Origin of the sequence: Pseudomonas pergaminensis (assembly GCF_024112395.2) — a bacterium.
Classification (GTDB): Bacteria; Pseudomonadota; Gammaproteobacteria; order Pseudomonadales; family Pseudomonadaceae; genus Aquipseudomonas; species Aquipseudomonas pergaminensis.
The window spans coordinates 3,448,046-3,468,236 of record NZ_CP078013.2; the positions used below are offsets into that span (position 1 = coordinate 3,448,046).

Consider the following 20,191-nt stretch of genomic DNA (forward strand, 5'->3'; position numbering starts at 1 on the left):
CGCATTGTTTTTACGGCCAGCGGGAACTTGTCACGAGTGCGCGCTTACTCAAGGAAGAGGCCTGACAGAACGGCCGCGTGTAAATCCTCGCCTTTTTTGGGAATTCCATACTATGTCCGCAGTCACCTCCACCATCCTTGTTGTTGAAGACGACGCCATCGTGCGCATGCTGATCGTCGATGTCCTGGAGGAGTTGGAATTCAGTGTGCTGGAGGCTGCCGACGCAGAAGAAGCGCTGGCAGTGGTGAATAGCACCGAGCAGGTCATCGACCTGATGATGACCGACAATGGCCTGCCAGGCATGGATGGCAAGGAACTGGCAGAGCATGTGCGCAAACTGCGCCCCGCCCTGCCCATCCTGTTTGCCAGTGGCTACGCGGAAATCGACGTGCCTGCCGGCATGCAGGTGATTGCCAAGCCGTTCTCCATCGATCAATTGCGCGACAAAGTCAAATCGATGCTGCCCGACGCCTGAGCCCCGCTGCCGCCCAATCAGGGCGGCCACTTGCGAGCATAGCCTGCCGAGGGGCTGATACCTGCGCTCCACAGGCACCTGAACCTTCGATTCGAAGAACGACACTCACTGGATTCTCATCGGTTTTGGTGCGGGCAACGCCTGGAAAGCCGGCAGTAACCTGTTCAATGCCTCTGTCGAGCTACAGTGGACAGTGGCGAGCCAGGGTGACGGCTCGCCCGAGTTCACGCTGCTCGCAGGGATTAACGTGACGTTCGACAAATAAACCGGTTTACTCGGCGGTTTAATCCCACGCCCTTAAAAAAGATCTCTGGAAGGACGCTACAACATGATTGGAAAACCGACGCGCCTGCTGTTGGCGAGCCTCTCGATTCTCATGAGTACCGGCGCCTGGGCCGATTTCACCGCAACCCCCAGTGAAGCCCGGGCTATCGCCAAGGAAGCCTATTTGTATGGCTACCCGGTGGTGGAGATGTACAAGACGCTCTACACCCAAGCCGTCGACAAGGGCGGGGCCAACTTCAAGGCGCCGTTCAATCACATCGGCAACACTGCCCAGGTGTTCACGCCCAAGGACACCGCCTTCGTCACCCCGAACTCAGACACGCCTTACTCCTTCGTGTGGCTGGACCTGCGCAGCGAGCCCCAGGTGCTGACCTTGCCCAAGATCGAAGACAACCGCTACTACTCGGTGCAGTTGATCGACCTCTATACCCAGAACTTCGCCTACCTGGGCACCCGGAGCACCGGCAACAACGGCGGCCACTACATGATCGCCGGTCCCGACTGGAAGGGTCAGCAGCCGGTGGACATCGACCGTGTGGTGTACAGCGAAAGCAATATCGCCTATGCCCTGTACCGCACGCAGCTGTTTGATGAAAAAGACCTGAACAAGGTCAAGCAGATCCAGAGCGGCTACAAAGTGCAGCCGTTGAGCAGCTACGTGAAGCAACCCGCCCCCGCCAAGCCGCCGAAGATTGAATGGCCCAAGCCTATGGCAACCATGACCGAGGGCCCGCAACTGTTTCGCTACCTGAACTTTATGCTGGCCTTTGCCGCACCGCAGGACAGTGAAAAAGACCTGCTGGCGCGGTTTGCCAAGATCGGGATCGCCCCGGGCGCACCGTTCAAGGTCAAGGAATTGACCGCCGAACAACGCAAGGCCCTGGAAGACGGTATCTCGGATGCCCGCGCCGAGTTCGCCGCATTCAAGAAGGACAAGATTGACACCCACCAGGTCTCCAGCGGTGAGCTGTTCGGCAGCCGCGACCGCCTGAAAAACAACTACCTGTACCGCTACGCCGGCGCCGACATGGGTATTTTCGGCAACTCCACCGACGAAGCGGCTTATCTCGGCTACTTCGTCGACAGCGAAGGCAAGCCCGCCAACGGCGCGCGCCACAGCTACACCGTGCATTTCGCCAAGGACCAGTTGCCAGCCGCCGACGCGTTCTGGTCACTGACCATGTATGACGCCAAGACCAAGCTGCTGGTGCCCAACCACAAGAAACGCTACCTGATCAACTCGCGGATGCTCTCCAGCCTCAAGCGCGACGCCGATGGCGGCCTGACCCTGGCGCTGCAGCACCACGAGCCACCCAAAGCCGAACAAAGCAACTGGTTGCCGGCCCCACCGGGACCGTTTTATGCCGTGTTGCGCATTTACCTGCCCAAGCCTGAGGTGGGCAACGGTCAATGGAAGCTGCCGCCCCTGACCCCACTCAAGTAACACCGCGTGCCCGGTCGCGACAGGGATTGACCGGGCATCGACGACTCACGCGCCCTGATGCGCAGCTTCCTCAACCTGTGCCAAACCGGTAATGTGCGCGCGATTGTTTAGGGAGTTGCACCGCACATGACTTGCTGGAATGTCCTTGGCCTGCCGCCGGATGCCGATAGCCGCACGATCAAGCGCACCTACGCCGCGCTGCTGAAGCAAACCCGGCCGGATGAAGACCCCGAAGGGTTTCAACGCCTGCGCGAAGCCTATGAGGCCGCGCTGGAGTGGCACCAGGGGTTGCAGGAAGCCGACGAGGTGGTCATTGAAACCCGGGGCAACACCCTGGGCGAGCAGTATCAGGCGGCAATGGCCAATGGCAGCGCCCTGCACTTTGAAATCCACCTGTTGTTGCGCGATATCGAGAACGATCTCAGCCCCGACGAAACCCGCTGGGCGTTTGCAACCTTCAACTGGCTGACGGCCTGGCAGCGCCTGGAACTGCCCGGCGAGTTGATCGAAAAGCTTGAGCGCAAACACCGCGCGGCATTGCAGCAACCCTTGCGCCAGGCCCTGGAGCAAAAAGACGAAGCCGCCTTCCTGGCCGCCTACGCGGCACGCACGGAGTGCCCCTGGGTGAACAATCACCCGCATGCCGAGTGGTTCAACCAATGGTTGGCGCGGCTGCTGGTGCACAGTCATTACTGGTCGAGCGCCGTCTTCGAGGCGGTGTGTACCGGCCAGAACTGGCACGGCGGTGCAGATCATGAATGCCCTGCCGGCGACTGGGCGGTGCTGTTGCGGCGCCAACAAGCACCGGCCTTCATCGCGCGCCAGCGTGTCATGGCCAGCGAGCCGCCCTTCAGCCCACAACAACGGGCCGCGCGGTTGCTGCTGGCACCCATGAGCCTGGGCCAGCGCCGCGCATTCGCCCAGCGCCTGGACGAGCACGACTGGAAAGCCTGCCAGACGCTCAGTGCCGATATCTACGCCGAGCACGTGGCCGAAGCCGAAGCCATGCCCGGCGGTACCGTGTATTTCTGGCAAGGCTGGGACACGGCCATGGACACCTGGCCGTGGATCGTCGCACTGTTCCTGAGTTGCCTGGTGGGCGTGCTGGTAAACGCCGACCCTCTGGTTGGCCAAGTAGTGCCGACCCTGGGCTACGGCATCCTTTGGGCAGTCGGCGCGGTGATCGGCGCCGGGTTGGCCTGGCAGGTCTGGCGGCCCCTGGCCCACCAGTATCGGGTGCTGGATGAGCAGCTCAGTGCCCGCCTGCCACGCGCGCTCAGCCCGACTCACTTACCGTTGCTGCCGATACGCGACCTGGTGCCTGGGCTGATCCTCGCCGCCGCGCTGGGTTATGCGTTCGGGCTCTTTGCCAGCCTGACTCTGGTGGTGGCCTTGGCCGCCATCGGCGTGGCCAAGCGACCGTTCATGGATCATCACACTCCGTGGACCACCCGCCATCCCCGCTGGAGCGCGCTGGGCATGGTGCTGTTCTTCGTCTGCGGGGTTGGGCTGTACGTCGGCTTGGTGCTGCTCGACAACCAGCACCTCGTCACCCGTAACCAGGGCCTGCAACAGTGGACCGAACGCTTGTGCAGCCGCATGCCACGCTCGGCGCCGGAATGCCAGGCCCCTGCGACCCACGCGCAGTGGTATGGCCAGGAGGCCAAGCAATGAATCCGAAATTGTTGTTACCCATCGGCCTGGTGCTGGGCCTGGGATTGCTCGGGGTTGCCGGCGCCACCAAGCCGCTGCAACGCGTGCAGTTGTGGCTGGACCAGCGCGACAGTCCCTACACCGCCACGGCCAGTGCGCTGGCACCGATTATTGACTGCGTGAACCGTATCGACCGGAATACGCGCCTGGCCTACTACCGCATGCAATCGCCACAGCCTGAAACGCCCAACCAGGATAAGTTCGGCGACCGTGACGAACCTGAACCGAGGCATATCCAGGCGGCCGTCTGCTCGCAGCTGTACACGCTCAAACTGCAGCGCCAGCAGCCCGGCAGCCATTTGCTTGAGCTCGCCACGACCTATGCCGACAAGCTGAATTCATTCACATCCCTGGCGGACATGGTCGAGCCAGTACAGACCAATGGCATGCCGCCGAACGTGCGGCAAATGGTAGCGCAAGCCATGAACAATAGCCTGAAAGGGCAATTGGACCAGCGGGGCGAAGACTACCTGAAGGCATCCGCCGCGTTGCGCAACCTCTTGGAAGAGGAAGACATCCGTGTGCGCCCCGCCCAACTGGCACTGCTGGAATCACGGTTTGGCCGGGACCTGCATTGGCACCTGCTCAACCATATGATCGCGGCCCGCCAGGCAGTGAACCAGATCGACAAGGGCGTGCGCGACGCCAGCCTGACGCCGCAACAACTGCTCAGCCTGATCGATACGCTGCAACAGGCCAGCGACGCCAGCCAGGCCTTCCTGGTAAAAATGCCGCGCGACAAGCGCGAGGAAGAGGCCATCCACCTCTGGTACGCCACCCGCGCCTCCGCCGACGACTACCTCAAGGCATTGCGCACCCTGCACCAGGACTGGCTGGACCACGCCACGCCGCAGCGACTGAGTGACGATTACTCCCTTGTCACCCGTCGCTACGACATCCTGCTCAGCTTCTACAACCGGCCGGCGAGGAACGTGTATTAGCCGCTAGTGCTTTTTCAGCTTCAGGAACGACTGATGCAGGTCCGACGCCCAGCCATCGATCACGCCTTTCACGTCGTCGGCCTTCATCACCTGCGAGTCATTGGCCAGTGGCTTGCCGGTGCCTTTGCGCACCACCTGGGCAATCACCTTGCCACTTGAACCGTCGAGAAACTGCGCCTCGGTGCCCAGGGTGGTTTCCTGATCCCGGATGCCGGTGCCAGTGCTCACCGCCGCCGCGACCAGCGCCACCGGGACGAATTCATAGGGCTTGAGGCCTTCGGTCTTGCTGCTCACGGCGGTGATCGCCGCACGCACCACGATCACGCCGGGGCCAGGGCCGTTGGCCAGGGGCAGGGATTTTTCCAGTTCCCGCTTGAGCGCCTGGTTGTAGTAAGTGTTGATGCCGTTGAGGGTACTGTCGGGGATTTTCGTGGTGGCCTGGGGCTTGGGGTAGAACTGGGTCGGCTCGATGTACACCGCCGTGTAGCGGCTCAGGTCCAGCTTGGGATCGACCCAGCGCATCACCTCGGCACCCGAGGGGGACTTGGCTTCCCTGAGCTGGCTGTAGTCCGAGAGAAAGCCGGAGTACTCATCCGGTTGTGTGACCTTGCTGGCACAACCGGTCATGGCGATCGACGCCACGCACAGCGTACTGATCATTAGCCTTCGTTTCATCATTGAACTCCCTGGCGATCATCATCGAGACATGGAGCTGTAGGTATAGCCAATCCTGGCCAACTCGCCTTATTTCCAGCGTCTGTATGACAGACCTGCCGACCCTGTAGGCGCCGGCTTGCCGGGGATGATCGTCAACGATAACGCGTACTATCAGCCACGTTCGCGTGGAATCAGGCTCTGCAACTGCGAGGCGAGGAAGTTGGCGTCGAAGCCAAAGGTGTCCGGGTCTTTCAGGCCGTTTGTTTTCTTCCACAGCCAGTCGTTTTTGTCTGCGGGCAACACCAATGACACGCTGCCATGCCGTGCAGCAGTCAAGCCTATGACCGACACGGAGATCAACCCGCCCGCCCCCATCACATCCGGTACGAATTCAACCGGTTTGCCGGTGATCTGCACGGTCAGTTTTTCGGTCTTGAAGGTCGACGCTTCCACCGGCACGCTCGGGCCACTGGCGACATAGGCCTCGCGGCGCACCTCCAGCAACCCCACCGTCTTCACCGGCTCAAGCCATTGCTCGATCTGCCCGAACAACTCATCGAGCTTTTGCGCCCAGCGGGCAGACTGCACATCGAATTGCTGCTTTTTATGCGCTTCGCTGTCGGCGTAATGACGAAGCATCTCGCCCAATTGCTGTACATCGTCCATTGCGGAGTTCCTTGGGTGAGCCAGGTTGCGAAGCCTGATCATGGCAGATGCGCTGCCTCTGCGTATGATTAACGCCCGCACGCCTCATGCCGGTTGCCCCGCGTACAGCCCAGTGCGCTGTGGTTGCCCTGGGCACCGCCGAGGGTGACCTGGTACCACTCGCTGCCATTTTTATCGACACCCAAGATGCCGATAGGGTTGGCCGCGCGCCAGGGCGCAGCTTCTATGGGGCGACTCTGCGCTTGCAGCGCAGTGCAGTGCATTGAAGATTCAGGTGGGTAGATATAAACCGGATCAGATGGGCCAGAAGCAGCGATTTCAGGCCTAATAAACTGATCCGCAACAATGAAGTTTTTCTGAGCCTGTTTTGTTTTACCCACGCTTCCTACAGTGCCGTCACTTGGAACCGTGGGAGGACTGAGCATGAGCACCGCAACAACCGGGCAGGCCTACAACTACAAGGTCGTGCGCCAATTCGTGATCGCTACCATTGTCTGGGGCGTGGTGGGCATGGCCATGGGCGTGTGGATCGCCTCGCAACTGGTCTGGCCCGAGATGAACCTGGACCTGCCCTGGACCACCTTTGGCCGCCTGCGGCCCTTGCACACCAGCCTGGTGATCTTCGGTTTTGCCGGCAGCGCACAGTTTGCCGCCAGCTATTACGCGGTACAGCGCACTTGCCAGGTGCGGTTGTTTTCCGACCGCCTGGCTGCATTTACCTTCTGGGGCTGGCAGTCAGTCATCCTGATCATGTTGATCAGCTTGCCGCTGGGCTACACCACCACCAAGGAGTACGCCGAGATCGAGTTCTCCGGCGCCGTGTGGATGGCGGTAGTGTGGGTGGCGTATGCCATCGTGTTTTTCACCACCGTGGTGCGGCGCAAGACCCGGCATATCTACGTGGGCAACTGGTTTTTCGGCGCGTTCATTCTGGTGATCGCCATGCTGCATGTGGTCAATCACCTGGCGATTCCGGTGGACTGGTTCAAGTCCTACCCGGTGTATTCCGGCGCGACAGATGCCATGGTGCAGTGGTGGTACGGGCATAACGCGGTAGGGTTTTTCCTGACCACAGGCTTTTTGGGGATGATGTACTACTTCGTGCCCAAACAAGTCGGACGCCCGGTGTACTCCTATCGCCTGTCCATCGTGCACTTCTGGGCGCTGATCACCCTGTACATCTGGGCTGGGCCGCACCATTTGCACTACACCGCGCTGCCGGACTGGGCGCAGTCCCTGGGCATGGCGATGTCGCTGATCCTGCTGGCGCCCAGCTGGGGCGGGATGATCAACGGCATGATGACCTTGTCCGGCGCCTGGCATAAATTGCGCACTGACCCGATCCTGCGTTTCCTGGTGTTGTCGCTGGCGTTCTACGGCATGTCGACGTTCGAGGGCCCGATGATGGCAATCAAGACGGTCAATGCCCTCTCCCACTACACCGACTGGACCATCGGCCACGTCCACGCCGGCGCACTGGGCTGGGTGGCGATGATCACTTTTGGTTCGCTGTACCACATGATCCCCAAAGTATTCGGCCGCGAGCAAATGCACAGCGTGCCGCTGATCAACCTGCACTTCTGGCTGGCGACCATCGGCACGGTGCTGTACATCGCCTCGATGTGGGTCAACGGCATTACCCAGGGCCTGATGTGGCGGGCAGTCAACGATGACGGCACCCTCACCTACTCGTTTGTCGAGGCCTTGCAGGCCAGCCACCCCGGGTTTGTAGTGCGCTTTGCCGGGGGTGTGTTCTTTCTCACCGGGATGCTGCTGATGACCTACAACACTTGGCGTACGGTGCGGGTCGCAGACCTGAACATGGCCCAGCTTGACGCCAGGATCGCCTGAGATGTGGAGCCTGCTGATGGTGGTGTGCCTGTATGGCGCAGTGGAGTACTGCCTGCATGGCCAGTGCGACAAGAGCCTGGAGGATGCCAGCCTGATCCCCTTTGCCGATGACCCGGAAGTGGCGCGGCGCGTGGAGTTGGCGACTGGCAAGCAGGTCAACGCGGTGGCGCCGCAAGCGCCGAGGCCAGGCTGGGTCAACCAGGACATGTGAACTGCACCGGTCATTTCGCCGCTAACTGCGTATGACTAATCCACGGCTGGTGCGTAAGGTGAGGCGACTTTCCTTGTCAGGAGTTTCGCATGCGCACCATCGGCCTTATCGGCGGCATGAGCTGGGAATCCAGCGCCGAGTACTACCGCATCATCAACCAGCGCGTGCGCGACCAGCTTGGGTCGCTGCGCTCGGCGCAACTGTTGATGTACAGCGTGGATTTTGGCCCAGTGGAGCAGGCCCAGCATGCCGGTCGCTGGGACGACACCGCGCTGATCCTCGAAGATGCCGCGCGCCGCCTGCAGGCGGGGGGCGCCGAGTGCGTGGTGCTGTGTACCAACACCATGCACCTTGTGGCGCCGCGTATAGAAGCGGCGGTGTCGATTCCGTTCCTGCACATCGCGGATGCAGCCGGTGCGGCGGCCGTGGAAGCCGGCACGCTCACGGTTGGCCTGCTCGGCACCGCGTTCACGATGGAGCAGGATTTCCTCAAATCGCGCCTGGCCGCCCAGGGCCTGACCGTGCTGGTGCCCGAGGTGGACGAACGCCAGGCCGTGCACCGGATCATCTATGAGGAATTGTGTGTCGGCGTGATCAGCGATGCGTCACGCAAGGTGTACCAAGGGGTGATCGAATCCCTGGCCGCACGCGGGGCCCAGGCGATCATCCTGGGTTGCACGGAAATCAGCCTGCTGATCAAGCCCGAACACAGCGACCTGCCGCTGCTGGACACCACCGAGCTGCATGCGCAGGCTGCGGTGGCGTTTGCCTTGCAGGACTAAGCGGACTTGCGCAGGCGGGCCATGCTCACGGTGTCGACAAACCGGCCGTCGCGCAGGGCGTAATCGCGCAATACGCCTTCGACCTCGAAGCCGAATTTACGGTACAGCGCCTGCGCTGCCTCGTTGTCGGCGTATACCGTGAGTTCTACGCGGCGCAGGTTCATCCAGTTGTCGGCCACGTCCAGCGCGGCCGACAACAGCCGCGAGCCGACGCCCTTGCCCTGCCACGCGGTCGCCACGCCCATACCGAACGAACCGACGTGGGCCTGACGCACACGCAGGTACTGTTCCAGGCCCAGCTGGCCGATCACCTCACCACCGTGCACAGCCACCAGCTGTAGCCGCCGTTCGTTGTCCTGGACCAGCCTGTTACGCCACGCCTCCACCGACTGGAAAGGCATTTGCAGCACCTGACGGCACACGGCCGGTTCGTTATAGAGCGCCGCGACCCCTTCAAGGTGGGCCTCGGTAAAGCGCTGGATCACGATAGCGGGTTCAGGTGCGTGCATTGTGTTTCATCCTTTGAAAGACAAGTGGCCGGCCAGTGTAGGGGGCGTTGTCGCCCGATGGCTAGGGGGCTGTATGGGTCGACCACAGCGCCGGCCAATCACCCGAAGCTACTCCGGTGCAGCGCGGCATCATGCGGAACTCGCTGAGCCGCAAGCGCTCGCCGTCAAATACCCAGGACCCTGTGCCGCCGCAGTCACCGATCCCACGCAGCTTATAGAAATAGCTCAGGGTGCCGGTGGCTTCGTCATACCACACTGAGCCCTGCAGCGCGGCGCCATCCAAGGGCAGCGGCTGTATGGCAAGGCTGGTTTCGTCGTAGGGCGCCTGCCGTTTACGGCTGTTGACGTCGTACTCACAGTTGTAGGCTGCACAGTCATAACGCACCACCGTTATTGCCTGTTGCGCCGTCAGCGCCCCAGCCGTTGCCTCGGGTTCTCCCTCCACCGGCCTAACCGCCTGCAACGCAGCGGCCATCAGGCTCGCCTGCTCTTGGGTGGTCAGGGCGGGGGGTGCAACAAACTTGCGCAGTACCGGCGTCGACATACGCGGCGGCACGTCACTGGCCGCGCCCTTGCCTGTTCGGGCCAGGGCCGTCACGTTATCCACCCGCCCCTGTACCGCGTCCATCAACAGCAGCGAAGCACTCAGCCCGCTCAGCGACACGTGCGCCTGCTCATCACCCGGCAACTGCAAACGCTGCCCGTTGCGCAGACGCTGCAACCAGCGACGCGCCGCAGCGTCCTCGATCACACCGTAAGACTGCACCTCGGGATCACCGCCCTGGTCGTCCAGCTCGACGTGCAGATCCCGGGTCAATTCCAGACCAAGGGGCTTACCGTCCAGCAGCAAGGTGGAAAGGTCGACGTCCTGACCTCGATGATCAAAGCGCAGACGCAAATAGCCCTCTGGCCCAGCCTGATGCCAGAGGTGCAATGTCAGCGAGCTGTAGTCCTCTTCATCCACGCCACTGGGTGCGCTGAGCGCATGACAATTGCGCAGGTTGTCGCAACCGACCACCCACTGCTTGATCTCGCGCAGCAGCGGCACGGTTTCAGCGGGCGTTTGGGCGAAGGTTGGGGCAGCGGCGCTGGTGAGTAACAGGGCCAGGAATGCAGGGCGAAGCATCGGGACTCTCCGTGTCAAAAAGGCGCGGATTGTCCCATGTTCGCGCTTGCGCGTCAGCGCTTACTGGCGATGCGCCACAGCCGCGCAATATCGGCTGCGCGTTCGCTGAGCAAACGCGGTGCTTCGCTGCACGCTTGCTCCAGGCTCATCGGCCCGGATGGCAACGCGAAAGCCGCGTCTACAGCATGGGCGTACATCTGCTCGTAACCCTCGCCCAATGTGCCGGCAATCACAATGACGGGCACCTGGTGTTGCTGGGCGATACGCGCCACGCCGAACGGGGTTTTGCCGCGCAGGGTCTGGGCGTCGAAGCGGCCTTCGCCGGTGATTACCAGGTCGGCGCCACGGACGGCTTCGTCCAGGCCGACCAGTTCGGCTACCACGTCAACGCCGGCACGGAACTGCGCGCCCAGGAAAGCCTTGGCGGCGAAGCCCAGGCCGCCGGCGGCGCCGCTGCCGGGTTCGTCGCGTACATCTTTGGGCAAGACGTTAGCGCAGTGATCGGCGAAGTGGCCGAGGGCGGCGTCCAGTTGCTGGACTTGCTCGGGACTCGCGCCTTTTTGCGGGCCGAAAATCGGCGAGGCACCGTGGGGGCCGCACAGCGGGTTGTTGACGTCCGCGGCGATGTCGAAGCGCACCTGGCTCAGGCGTGGGTCGAGTTGATCAAGGTTGATATCGGCCAGGCGCGCCAGGGCCAGGCCGCCAGGTGGCAGCGGCTGGCCTTCGGCGTCGAACAGCTGTACGCCGAGCGCTTGCATCGCGCCTGCGCCGCCATCGTTGGTGGCACTGCCGCCAATCGCCAGGATGATGCGTTCAGCGCCAGCATCCAGAGCCGCGCGGATCAGTTCGCCGGTGCCATAGGTGCTGGTCTTGCACGCATCGCGCTGCCCTGGCGGTACCAACTGCAGGCCGCTCGCCTCAGCCATTTCGATGATTGCGGTGTGGCTGTCGGCCAACCAGCCCCAATGCGCTTCGACCGCTGCACCGAGCGGGCCGCGCACCGTCTGGTGACGCAACTGGCCATTGCACGCCGCAAGCACCGACTCCACCGTACCTTCACCGCCATCCGCCATCGGGCACTGGATCAATTGTGCATCCGGCCAGACCTGGGCCAGCCCGGCGGCAATGGCCTGGGCGACGCCTTCGGCGCTCAGGCTGTCCTTGAACGAGTCGGGGGCGATGATGATTTTCATGGGCTTTCTCCGGTTTTTATAACGCCCATGCTGCCAGTTGGCACCGCCGCTGACGCCGGTCCGATGCACAAGTCCGGATGAGCTTTGTTGTTCATTCCGACAAAGATTGGGGCAACAACTGCACGCCGAGGTACAACGCCAGCATCCCATCCAGGGTCAATGGGTCGACACCGCTGAGTTCGGCAATGCGCTCCATGCGGTAGCGCAGGCTGTTGCGGTGAATGCCCAGGGCATCGGCGCAGGCCTGGCTTTGCCCGTCGTGATCGCACCAACTGCGCAGCGTTGCCAGCAGTTGGCCGTTGCCGTCTTTGGCCAGTACTTTACGCAGGGGGTTGAGCAGCTCGTCGAGGGCATCGTCGTTGCGATGGCGCCAGAGCATCACTGGCAGGCGATAGCGGTTCAGGGTCAACAGCCGTGACTGCGGCAACACATCGCGGCCATAAGCAAGCAGATCGCCCACGCGGCGATAGCAACGACGCAGCCCCGCCAGCCCATCCGCCTGGCCACCGACGGCAACGCGCAGGATATTCCAACCGTGGCCTTCCAGTTTTTCCAGCAGCCGTGGGTTGTCGACCTGCACCGCCGCCGGCCGGCACCACAGCAAGGAATATTGCGCCGAGCTGACGCACCAGCTGTCCGGATAACGCGAGGTCAGCCAAGCGCTCAAGGCTTCCGCCGATTGCCCCGCGCCCAGTTCGAACAGGTACGGCGTACGCGCCATCTGCGGCTTTAGCCCCAGTTGCTGAGCCTCGTCCACCAGGCGCGGCGAATCGCCGGTTTCGGCCAGCAGCAGGGCCAGCAGGTCATCACAGCGCTGGCGTCGCCATTGCTGCTCGGCCTGTTGGTGGCGGTGACTCACCAGCATTTCGGCGGTCATGCGCACGAGTTCGGCGTAGGTGCGCAGGCCTTCCGGCTCGCCGGTAATGCCAAGCACGCCGATCAGGCGGCCGTCATGCAGCAATGGCAGGTTGATGCCTGGCTGCACGCCCTTGAGGTGCTTGGCGGTCTGGCCATCGATTTCCACTACGCGGCCATTGGCGAGCACCAGTTGCGCGCCTTCATGGCGGGTGTTGATACGCTCAGGCTCGCCGCTGCCGAGTATCAGGCCCTGGCTGTCCATGACGTTGACGTTGTAGGGCAGGATCGCCATGGTGCGATCGACGATATTCTGCGCCAAGTCATGATCCAGCTCGAACATGGGGCTAATTTCCTAGAAAGCGATGGGTTGTTCATCAGCACAGCGCAATAGCTGCTTCACTGTGCGCAAGCACAAAGACAGCGGCGTGCCAGGTGGTCGAGACTCTTTGGGCGATCAACGTTACCTTCGCATCGCAAAAAATCATAATAAAGAGAGACTCCCATGTCACAGAGCGCCGCAGCCACACTGGCCACCGATGACGATAAAAACGCCATCTACAAGCGCATTACCCTGCGCCTGATCCCCTTCATTTTCATCTGCTATCTGTTCAACTACCTCGACCGGGTAAACGTTGGCTTTGCCAAGTTACAGATGCTCGATGCACTCAAATTCAGCGAAACCGTGTACGGCCTTGGTGCCGGGATCTTCTTTATCGGCTACGTGCTGTGCGGCGTGCCGAGCAACCTGGCGCTGACCAAGTTCGGTCCACGGCGCTGGATTGCGTTGATGATGATCGTCTGGGGCACGCTGTCCACCTGCCTGCTGTTCGTCACCACGCCGACGCATTTCTACACCCTGCGCCTGTTTACCGGTGCCGCCGAAGCCGGCTTCTTCCCTGGCGTGGTGCTGTACCTCTCGCAGTGGTTCCCGACGTTCCGCCGTGGGCGGATCATGGCGTTGTTCATGTCGGCCATCCCGGTGTCCGGCCTGCTGGGCAGCCCGTTTTCCGGCTGGATCCTCAACCACTTCGCGGCCGGCCAAGGCGGCCTGGCCGGTTGGCAGTGGATGTTCCTGCTGCAAGGTATCCCGACCGTGATCCTGGGCGCCCTCGCCTACTTCCTGCTCAGTGACAGCTTTGCCAATGCCAAGTGGCTCAAGCCCCACGAGCGTGCGGTCCTGGAAGCCGACCAGGCGACCGACCTGGCCAACAAGCCGAAAACCACCACCGATTCGCTCGCCGAAGTGTTCAAGAACCCGGCGATCTGGGCGTTCGGCCTGATCTACTTCTGCATCCAGAGCGGCGTGTACGCGATCAACTTCTGGCTGCCGTCGATCATCAAGAACCTGGGGTTCAGCGATAACCTGGTGATTGGCTGGCTCAGTGCGATCCCCTATCTGCTGGCGGCGGTGTTCATGTTGCTGGTGGGGCGTTCCGCCGACTTGCGCAAAGAGCGTCGCTGGCACTTGGTGGTGCCGATGTTGATGGGCGCTATCGGCCTGGTGATTGCGGTGAACTTCGCCACCACCCCGGCGATTGCAATCCTCGGCCTGACCATCGCCACCATGGGCGCACTGACCGGCCTGCCAATGTTCTGGCCGGTGCCCACCGCCATGCTCAGTGCCGGCGCGGCAGCAGGTGGCCTGGCGTTGATCAACTCCATGGGCCAAATGGCCGGCTTCCTCAGCCCGTACATCGTCGGCTTTGTGAAGGATGCCACCGGGTCCACGGATGTGGCGCTATACCTGCTGGCAGCGGTGATCGTCGCCGGTAGCGTATTGGCGCTGCGAATGACCCGTACCCTCAAGGCGTAACCTTGTCCTGTAGGCGCCGGCTTGCCGGCGATGAGTAGAGGCGTCTACACAGCACTGTGGCAAACACGGTAGCCACAGTAGCCATGGTAACCGTGGTAACCGTGGTAACCACGATGCGAAGCGAGTCGCTCTTGATCTTGATGTTGCCTTTGATCTTAGGCGCCCCGTCAAACACGCTGGCCGGAATTCGACAGGGATTTGGGGGGTAAACCGGCAGGGATGCCGGTTTAGCCGCCCCGCGCCATGGATGGCGCGTGGCGGCGGCCCCCAAATACCTGGCGGATTACGGGCACACCGAGCCTAGGCGAGGTGCCGAGTGTTGGGGCAAGAGCCTTTTGCTTACTTTTGGGCTTTTCAAAAGTGAGCCGCCGTAAGGGCGGAACCAATAGAAGCCTTTACCTAAATAACGGATATGTACCCGATCAGATCCAGCATCCAGGTCGGCTGTCAGGCCGCCTTCGCAGGCAAGCCAGCTCCCACATTTGGATCGCGGGGCGACAGTTAGTTTGTGGTCGGCTGTTAGGCCGCCTTCGCAGGCAAGCCAGCTCCCACATTTGGATTGCGGGGTGATAGTTAGATTGTGGTCGGCAGTCGGGCCGCCTTCGCAGGCAAGCTAGCTCCCACATTTTTAGATCGCGGGGCTACAGTTAGAGCGTGGTCGGCTGTCAGGCCGCCTTCGCAGGCAAGCCAGCTCCCACATTTGGATTGCGGGGTGACAGTTAGATTGTGGTCGTCCATACGAGCGCTGGCGGGAGCAAGCTCCCTCGCCACAGGTCCAGCGCCGTACTCAGAACTGTATAGATACCTATGCCCTGAAGGCCTACCCCTCAGCCGGCACCGAAAATTACGTCAGAGCAAACCGCCGCCGTCGATGTCAATCACGGCACCAGTCATGAAGCCATTCTCCATGGCCAGCACATACCCCGCCGCGACCTCATGCGCCTGACCCACGCGCCCGACCGGCAATGCGCCGCCCGCCTTGGCGAACATCGCCAGGCGCTGTTCTTGCGCCAAGCCTGCATACGCCGGCGTATCGATGACCCCCGGGCTGATCACGTTGACCCGACGCGGTGCCAGCTCCTTCGCTAACTGCTTGCCCAACGCTTCAGTCGCCGCGTTGATACCCGTCTTGATGAACTGGCCCGGCGCCAATTTACGTCCCAGTTGCCCAGAGGTCAGGCTGATGCTGCCGTGTTCGTCCAAAAATGGCAGTGCCAGTTGAATCGCCCGCAGCGAGCCCCAGAGCTTCACATTGAAATTTTCCTGGGCCTCGTTCAGGTCGGTCTCGACCAGCGGCTTGGCACGCACGCTGGGGCCGGAGGTGTAGACCAGATGGTCAAAGCGCCCCACGGTCTCGAACAGGCGCTGCAGAGAACCCGAATCAGTGACATCCACCGGTTCGCTGCGAAGGCCATTTTCCACGCCAGACACCAAGCGCCGCCCGGCCAATACCACCTGCGCGCCCCGCGCGGCCGCAGCCTTGGCCACGGCGGCGCCGATACCACTGCTGCCGCCAGTATCGCCCTCAAGCGCCTGGAAACCCGCCTTGGCATTCGCCTGCTGGCACGCTCCACCCGCAGCATGCGCCTGACCGAGGAAGGTCGGCGCTACCTCGAGAGCGTGCGCGTCGCGCTGGAAGCCCTGTCCGAGGGCGAACAGGCGATCAGGCAACAGGGCCAGAGCCTCAGCGGCTTGCTGCAACTGGCGGCGCCCTCGGATTTCGGGCGCAATGTGTTGCTGGGCTGGCTGGATGAATTCAAGCTCGAACACCCGAATATCCGCCTGCAATTGCTGCTCAACGACAGCAATGCCGACCTGTTCCGCGACACCGTCGACATCGCCCTGCGGTTTGGCGTGCCAAGGGATTCCAGCCTGGTGGCGCTGCCGGTGGTGCCCGATCACCACCGCATCCCTTGTGCCAGCCCGGCTTACCTGGCGCGCCATGGCACCCCCCTCGCTCCGGCTGACCTGGCGCAGCACAACACCCTGCGCTACATGCGCCAGGGCCGGGCCAACAACACCTGGTATTTCCGCCAGGGCACGGTGCTGCAGGAGGTCGAGGTGTCGGGCGATTACCTGAGCGATGACGGTGAAATCGTGCGGCGCTGGGCGTTGGCCGGTCACGGAATCGCCTATAAGGCCAATCTGGACATTGCCCAAGACATCAAGGCCGGTCGACTGGTGCCCTTGCTGCCGGATTGGCAAGGCGAACCCACGCCCTTCAACCTGATGTGCCCTCACCGCCTGCAAGTGTCGGAACGCGTGAAGGTGCTGCATCGCTTTTTACAGCAGCGTTGCCAGACATTACTGAGCCCATGAAGAAACGCGCGCAGGGCTTGTCCCAGAGCGGCTGAGTCTGGTATTGCATGGGTACATTTCCCGCCTTGAGGAGTTATCCATGATTTACCGCACATTGGGCCAGTCCGGGTTGAAGGTGAGTGCCTTGACCCTGGGCACCATGATGTTTGGCGAACAGACCAACACCGAGGACTCGCTGCGCATCATCGACAAGGCCTGGGACCAGGGCATCAATTTCATCGACACGGCGGACGTCTACACCGGCGGTCGCTCCGAGGAAATAGTCGGCGAAGCCATTGTGCGCAATCGCCAGGATTGGGTGGTGGCGTCCAAGGTCGGCATCGGCCCGGTGGACGGTTTGCCCAACCGCAGCGGCTTGAGCCGCAAGCGCATTTTTAACGCGCTGGAGGCCAGCCTGACCCGCCTCGATACCGACTACCTGGACATCTATTACCTGCACCGTGAAGACCACAACACGCCGCTGGAAGTAACGGTATCGGCGATTGGCGACCTGATCCGCCAGGGCAAGATCCGCTACTGGGGCCTGTCCAACTATCGCGGTTGGCGCATCGCCGAGGTGATTCGCGTGGCCGAGCGCCTGGGCGTCGACAAACCGGTGATCAGCCAGCCGTTGTACAACATCGTCAACCGCCAGGCCGAAGTGGAACAGATCACCGCGGCAGCCGCCTACGGCCTGGGTGTGGTGCCTTACAGCCCACTGGCCCGCGGCGTGCTCAGTGGTAAATACGCCCCGGACGTTACCCCTGAAGCCGGCAGCCGCGCGGCGCGCCAGGACAAACGCATCCTGGAAACCGAATGGCGCGTGGAATCGTTGCGCATTGCCCAGCAGATCCAGCAGTACACCCAAGGTCGTGGCGTCGGGATCGTCGAGTTTGCGATTGCCTGGGTACTGAACAACTCGGCGGTCAGTTCGGCGATTGTCGGGCCGCGTACCGAGGCGCAGTGGGATGCCTATATGGGTGCACTGGAGGTGAAGATCAGCGCCGAAGATGAGGCGTTTATCGATTCGTTGGTGACGCCGGGGCATTCATCCACGCCGGGGTTCAATGATGTGGGGCATTTCGTCTCCGGTCGCATACCACGCGCATAACCCCTCCACTTTGTAGGAGCGAGCTTGCTCGCTCCTACAAAAGGTTGCGAGAAATTCTCCTGAAAAACGCCCCAAAACAGCGCAACCCTCTCCCGCCAAAAGCTCCATAATCCCCTCATCTTTTGTATCAACGGTTTTCGCGAGGACAGTGTGTCTAAAGGTGTTGTGTTATCGGTCTTGGCCTCGGTGTTGTTTGCCGTGATGTATTACTTCACATCATTGCTCGCGCCCTTGAGCGGCCTGGAAATTTTCGGCTGGCGCATGTTGCTTACGGTGCCGTGCATGACCGTCTTCATGATCGTCAGTGGCGAATGGCGGCGTGTGTGGGAACTGGTGCGCATGCTGGCGGACAGCCCGCGCCTGATTGCCGGCGTGTTGCTTTCATCCGCGTTGCTCGGCGTACAGTTGTGGCTGTTCATGTGGGCGCCACTGAATGGGCGCAGCCTGGATGTGTCGGTGGGTTACTTCCTGTTGCCACTGACCATGGTGCTGACCGGGCGTCTGGTGTGGGGTGAACAACTGTCCTATCTGCAACGGATCGCCGTGTTTTTTGCCGCCCTCGGTGTACTCAACGAGTTGTACCAGGCGGGTGGATTCTCCTGGGCAACGCTGGTGGTGATCATTGGGTACCCGGTTTATTTCATCGTGCGCAAATACCTCAAGACCGACCACCTGGGCGGGCTCTGGCTGGACATGGCGCTGATGCTGCCGGTGGCGTGGTGGTTTGTGCAAAGTGGCGAGCAAGGCTTTTCGGTGATGGATGCGCACCCGAAACTGTATGCATTGATACCGATGCTGGGCCTGATCAGTGCATCAGCGCTGGTGAGCTATATCATCGCCAGCCGTTTACTGGCGTTCAGTCTGTTTGGCTTGCTCAGTTATGTGGAGCCTGTGTTGTTGCTGGGCGTGGCATTGATCCTGGGTGAAGGGATCAAGGGCGGCGAATGGTTGACCTATATCCCGATTTGGCTGGCGGTGATGGTGCTGGTGTTTGAAGGTTTCAAGCACTTGGTCCGCCAACGCAAAGCCTGATGCGCAGGCGATAAAAAGCCCGGCCGGGGTCACCCTCGGCCGGGCTTTTTTACGTTTAGTCGGCGGTCAATACACCACGACGCACCTGGTCACGTTCGATGGACTCGAACAACGCCTTGAAGTTGCCCTCACCAAACCCATCATCGCCCTTGCGCTGGATGAATTCGAAGAACACCGGGCCCATCAGGGTTTCCGAGAAGATTTGCAGCAGCAGGCGCTTGTCGCCTTCGATAGACGAGCCGTCCAGCAGAATACCGCGTGCCTGCAGCTGATCCACCGGCTCGCCGTGGTTCGGCAGGCGGCCTTCGAGCATTTCATAGTAGGTGTCCGGCGGCGCGGTCATGAAGCGCATGCCGATCTTCTTCAACGCATCCCAGGTCTTGACCAGGTCGTCAGTGAGGAAGGCCACGTGTTGGATGCCCTCGCCGTTGAACTGCATCAGGAACTCTTCGATCTGCCCAGCGCCCTTTGACGATTCTTCGTTCAGCGGGATGCGGATCATGCCATCCGGTGCACTCATGGCCTTGGAGGTCAGGCCGGTGTACTCGCCCTTGATGTCGAAGTAACGCGCTTCACGGAAGTTGAACAGCTTCTCGTAGAAGTTGGCCCAGTAGACCATGCGGCCGCGATAGACGTTGTGGGTCAGGTGGTCGATGACCTTAAGGCCCGCACCCTGCGGGTTGCGCTCGACGCCTTCGAGGTACACGAAGTCGATATCGTAGATCGAGCTGCCTTCGCCGAAACGGTCGATCAGGTACAGCGGCGCGCCACCAATGCCTTTGATCGCCGGCAGGTTCAGCTCCATCGGGCCGGTTTCGATGTGGATCGGCTGGGCACCCAGTTCCAGGGCGCGGTTGTAGGCTTTTTGCGAGTCCTTGACGCGGAACGCCATGCCGCACACCGACGGGCCATGTTCCGCCGCAAAGTAGGAGGCGATGCTGTTGGGTTCGTTGTTGAGGATCAGGTTGATCTCGCCCTGGCGGTACAGGTGCACATTCTTGGAGCGGTGGGTCGCGACCTTGGTGAAGCCCATGATCTCGAAGATCGGCTCCAGGGTGCCCGGGGTCGGCGACGCGAATTCGATAAATTCAAAGCCCATCAGGCCCATTGGGTTTTCGTATAGATCTGCCATGGTGGCACCTCATCATTCTTGTAATAAATACTGAATTAATTGCGAGCAAGGATGAGGTTGGAGGGCGGCGCACAGGAAAGGCCTCGCACGCTGC

General features: G+C 61.6%; 19 protein-coding genes and 1 pseudogene. 11 read left to right on the plus strand and 9 right to left on the minus strand.

What is annotated here, in order from left to right; translation table 11 throughout:
* Positions 1 to 112 precede the first annotated feature (112 nt).
* From KUA23_RS15500 to KUA23_RS15520, 4 genes are all read left to right on the plus strand, one after another.
* Positions 113 to 475, plus strand: a complete 363-nt coding sequence (locus KUA23_RS15500; RefSeq protein ID WP_078048508.1) for a response regulator — start codon at positions 113 to 115, stop codon at positions 473 to 475.
* A 328-nt stretch (positions 476 to 803) separates the two neighbouring features.
* The gene (locus tag KUA23_RS15510; RefSeq protein ID WP_252992344.1) at positions 804 to 2,204 is read left to right on the plus strand and encodes a DUF1254 domain-containing protein; all 1,401 of its coding nucleotides are present in this window, start codon (positions 804 to 806) and stop codon (positions 2,202 to 2,204) included.
* A gap of 126 nt (positions 2,205 to 2,330) precedes the next feature.
* The gene (locus KUA23_RS15515) at positions 2,331 to 3,878 is read left to right on the plus strand and encodes a J domain-containing protein (protein ID WP_252992345.1); all 1,548 of its coding nucleotides are present in this window, start codon (positions 2,331 to 2,333) and stop codon (positions 3,876 to 3,878) included.
* Positions 3,875 to 4,858: a DUF3829 domain-containing protein gene (locus tag KUA23_RS15520; protein ID WP_252992346.1), complete on the plus strand. Its 984-nt coding sequence runs from the start codon at positions 3,875 to 3,877 to the stop codon at positions 4,856 to 4,858. The genes KUA23_RS15515 and KUA23_RS15520 overlap by 4 nt, the downstream gene beginning before the upstream one ends.
* Positions 4,859 to 4,861: 3 nt before the next feature.
* On the opposite strand, the gene KUA23_RS15525 is transcribed toward KUA23_RS15520, so the two are convergent.
* The 3 genes and pseudogenes from KUA23_RS15525 to KUA23_RS15535 form a co-directional block, all read right to left on the minus strand.
* Complete coding sequence (locus KUA23_RS15525; RefSeq protein WP_100490621.1) at positions 4,862 to 5,533, minus strand: DUF3313 domain-containing protein; 672 nt, start codon at positions 5,531 to 5,533, stop codon at positions 4,862 to 4,864.
* A 153-nt stretch (positions 5,534 to 5,686) separates the two neighbouring features.
* Positions 5,687 to 6,181, minus strand: coding sequence for a hypothetical protein (locus tag KUA23_RS15530; protein WP_078048512.1), 495 nt, complete (start codon positions 6,179 to 6,181; stop codon positions 5,687 to 5,689).
* A gap of 107 nt (positions 6,182 to 6,288) precedes the next feature.
* Positions 6,289 to 6,375 (minus strand): annotated as a pseudogene (locus KUA23_RS15535) (hypothetical protein); the annotation flags it as partial.
* A gap of 229 nt (positions 6,376 to 6,604) precedes the next feature.
* Here KUA23_RS15535 and ccoN point away from each other — a divergent pair.
* The 3 genes from ccoN to KUA23_RS15550 all read left to right on the plus strand — a co-directional run bounded on the left by ccoN (position 6,605) and on the right by KUA23_RS15550 (position 9,025).
* Positions 6,605 to 8,032, plus strand: coding sequence for a cytochrome-c oxidase, cbb3-type subunit I (gene ccoN / locus KUA23_RS15540; protein ID WP_252992347.1), 1,428 nt, complete (start codon positions 6,605 to 6,607; stop codon positions 8,030 to 8,032).
* Between the two features lies 1 nt (position 8,033).
* On the plus strand, positions 8,034 to 8,243 hold the full coding sequence (locus tag KUA23_RS15545; RefSeq protein WP_099492090.1) for a CcoQ/FixQ family Cbb3-type cytochrome c oxidase assembly chaperone: 210 nt from the start codon (positions 8,034 to 8,036) through the stop codon (positions 8,241 to 8,243).
* A gap of 89 nt (positions 8,244 to 8,332) precedes the next feature.
* Positions 8,333 to 9,025 carry an aspartate/glutamate racemase family protein gene (locus KUA23_RS15550; protein WP_252992348.1) on the plus strand — a complete coding sequence of 231 codons (693 nt, stop codon included), beginning with the start codon at positions 8,333 to 8,335 and terminating at the stop codon, positions 9,023 to 9,025.
* Here the strand turns inward: KUA23_RS15550 and KUA23_RS15555 are convergent.
* The 4 genes from KUA23_RS15555 to KUA23_RS15570 all read right to left on the minus strand — a co-directional run bounded on the left by KUA23_RS15555 (position 9,022) and on the right by KUA23_RS15570 (position 13,051).
* The gene (locus KUA23_RS15555; protein ID WP_099492091.1) at positions 9,022 to 9,534 is read right to left on the minus strand and encodes a GNAT family N-acetyltransferase; all 513 of its coding nucleotides are present in this window, start codon (positions 9,532 to 9,534) and stop codon (positions 9,022 to 9,024) included. The genes KUA23_RS15550 and KUA23_RS15555 overlap by 4 nt on opposite strands.
* Before the next feature lie 61 nt (positions 9,535 to 9,595).
* Entirely contained in the window at positions 9,596 to 10,660 is a 1,065-nt protein-coding gene (locus KUA23_RS15560; RefSeq protein ID WP_252992349.1) for a DUF1176 domain-containing protein, read from the minus strand.
* A 53-nt stretch (positions 10,661 to 10,713) separates the two neighbouring features.
* On the minus strand, positions 10,714 to 11,853 hold the full coding sequence (locus KUA23_RS15565) for a glycerate kinase (RefSeq protein WP_252992350.1): 1,140 nt from the start codon (positions 11,851 to 11,853) through the stop codon (positions 10,714 to 10,716).
* 91 nt (positions 11,854 to 11,944) lie between these two features.
* A complete protein-coding gene (locus KUA23_RS15570; RefSeq protein WP_099492093.1) occupies positions 11,945 to 13,051 on the minus strand; it encodes a sugar diacid recognition domain-containing protein in 1,107 nt (368 codons plus the stop codon).
* A gap of 162 nt (positions 13,052 to 13,213) precedes the next feature.
* Here KUA23_RS15570 and KUA23_RS15575 point away from each other — a divergent pair, with 162 nt between their 5' ends.
* Entirely contained in the window at positions 13,214 to 14,524 is a 1,311-nt protein-coding gene (locus KUA23_RS15575) for an MFS transporter (protein ID WP_078048521.1), read from the plus strand.
* Between the two features lie 849 nt (positions 14,525 to 15,373).
* On the opposite strand, the gene KUA23_RS15580 is transcribed toward KUA23_RS15575, so the two are convergent.
* Positions 15,374 to 16,024, minus strand: coding sequence for an SDR family oxidoreductase (locus KUA23_RS15580; RefSeq protein ID WP_252994284.1), 651 nt, complete (start codon positions 16,022 to 16,024; stop codon positions 15,374 to 15,376).
* Between KUA23_RS15580 and KUA23_RS15585 the strand changes: the two genes are divergently transcribed.
* From KUA23_RS15585 to rarD, 3 genes are all read left to right on the plus strand, one after another.
* A complete protein-coding gene (locus KUA23_RS15585; protein ID WP_252994285.1) occupies positions 15,980 to 16,843 on the plus strand; it encodes a LysR family transcriptional regulator in 864 nt (287 codons plus the stop codon). The genes KUA23_RS15580 and KUA23_RS15585 overlap by 45 nt on opposite strands.
* 79 nt (positions 16,844 to 16,922) lie before the next feature.
* Positions 16,923 to 17,933 carry an aldo/keto reductase gene (locus KUA23_RS15590; protein WP_100490614.1) on the plus strand — a complete coding sequence of 337 codons (1,011 nt, stop codon included), beginning with the start codon at positions 16,923 to 16,925 and terminating at the stop codon, positions 17,931 to 17,933.
* A gap of 150 nt (positions 17,934 to 18,083) precedes the next feature.
* On the plus strand, positions 18,084 to 18,965 hold the full coding sequence (rarD, locus tag KUA23_RS15595; protein ID WP_252992351.1) for an EamA family transporter RarD: 882 nt from the start codon (positions 18,084 to 18,086) through the stop codon (positions 18,963 to 18,965).
* A 55-nt stretch (positions 18,966 to 19,020) separates the two neighbouring features.
* On the opposite strand, the gene hppD is transcribed toward rarD, so the two are convergent.
* The gene (gene hppD, locus KUA23_RS15600; RefSeq protein WP_078048526.1) at positions 19,021 to 20,097 is read right to left on the minus strand and encodes a 4-hydroxyphenylpyruvate dioxygenase; all 1,077 of its coding nucleotides are present in this window, start codon (positions 20,095 to 20,097) and stop codon (positions 19,021 to 19,023) included.
* Positions 20,098 to 20,191 lie beyond the last annotated feature (94 nt).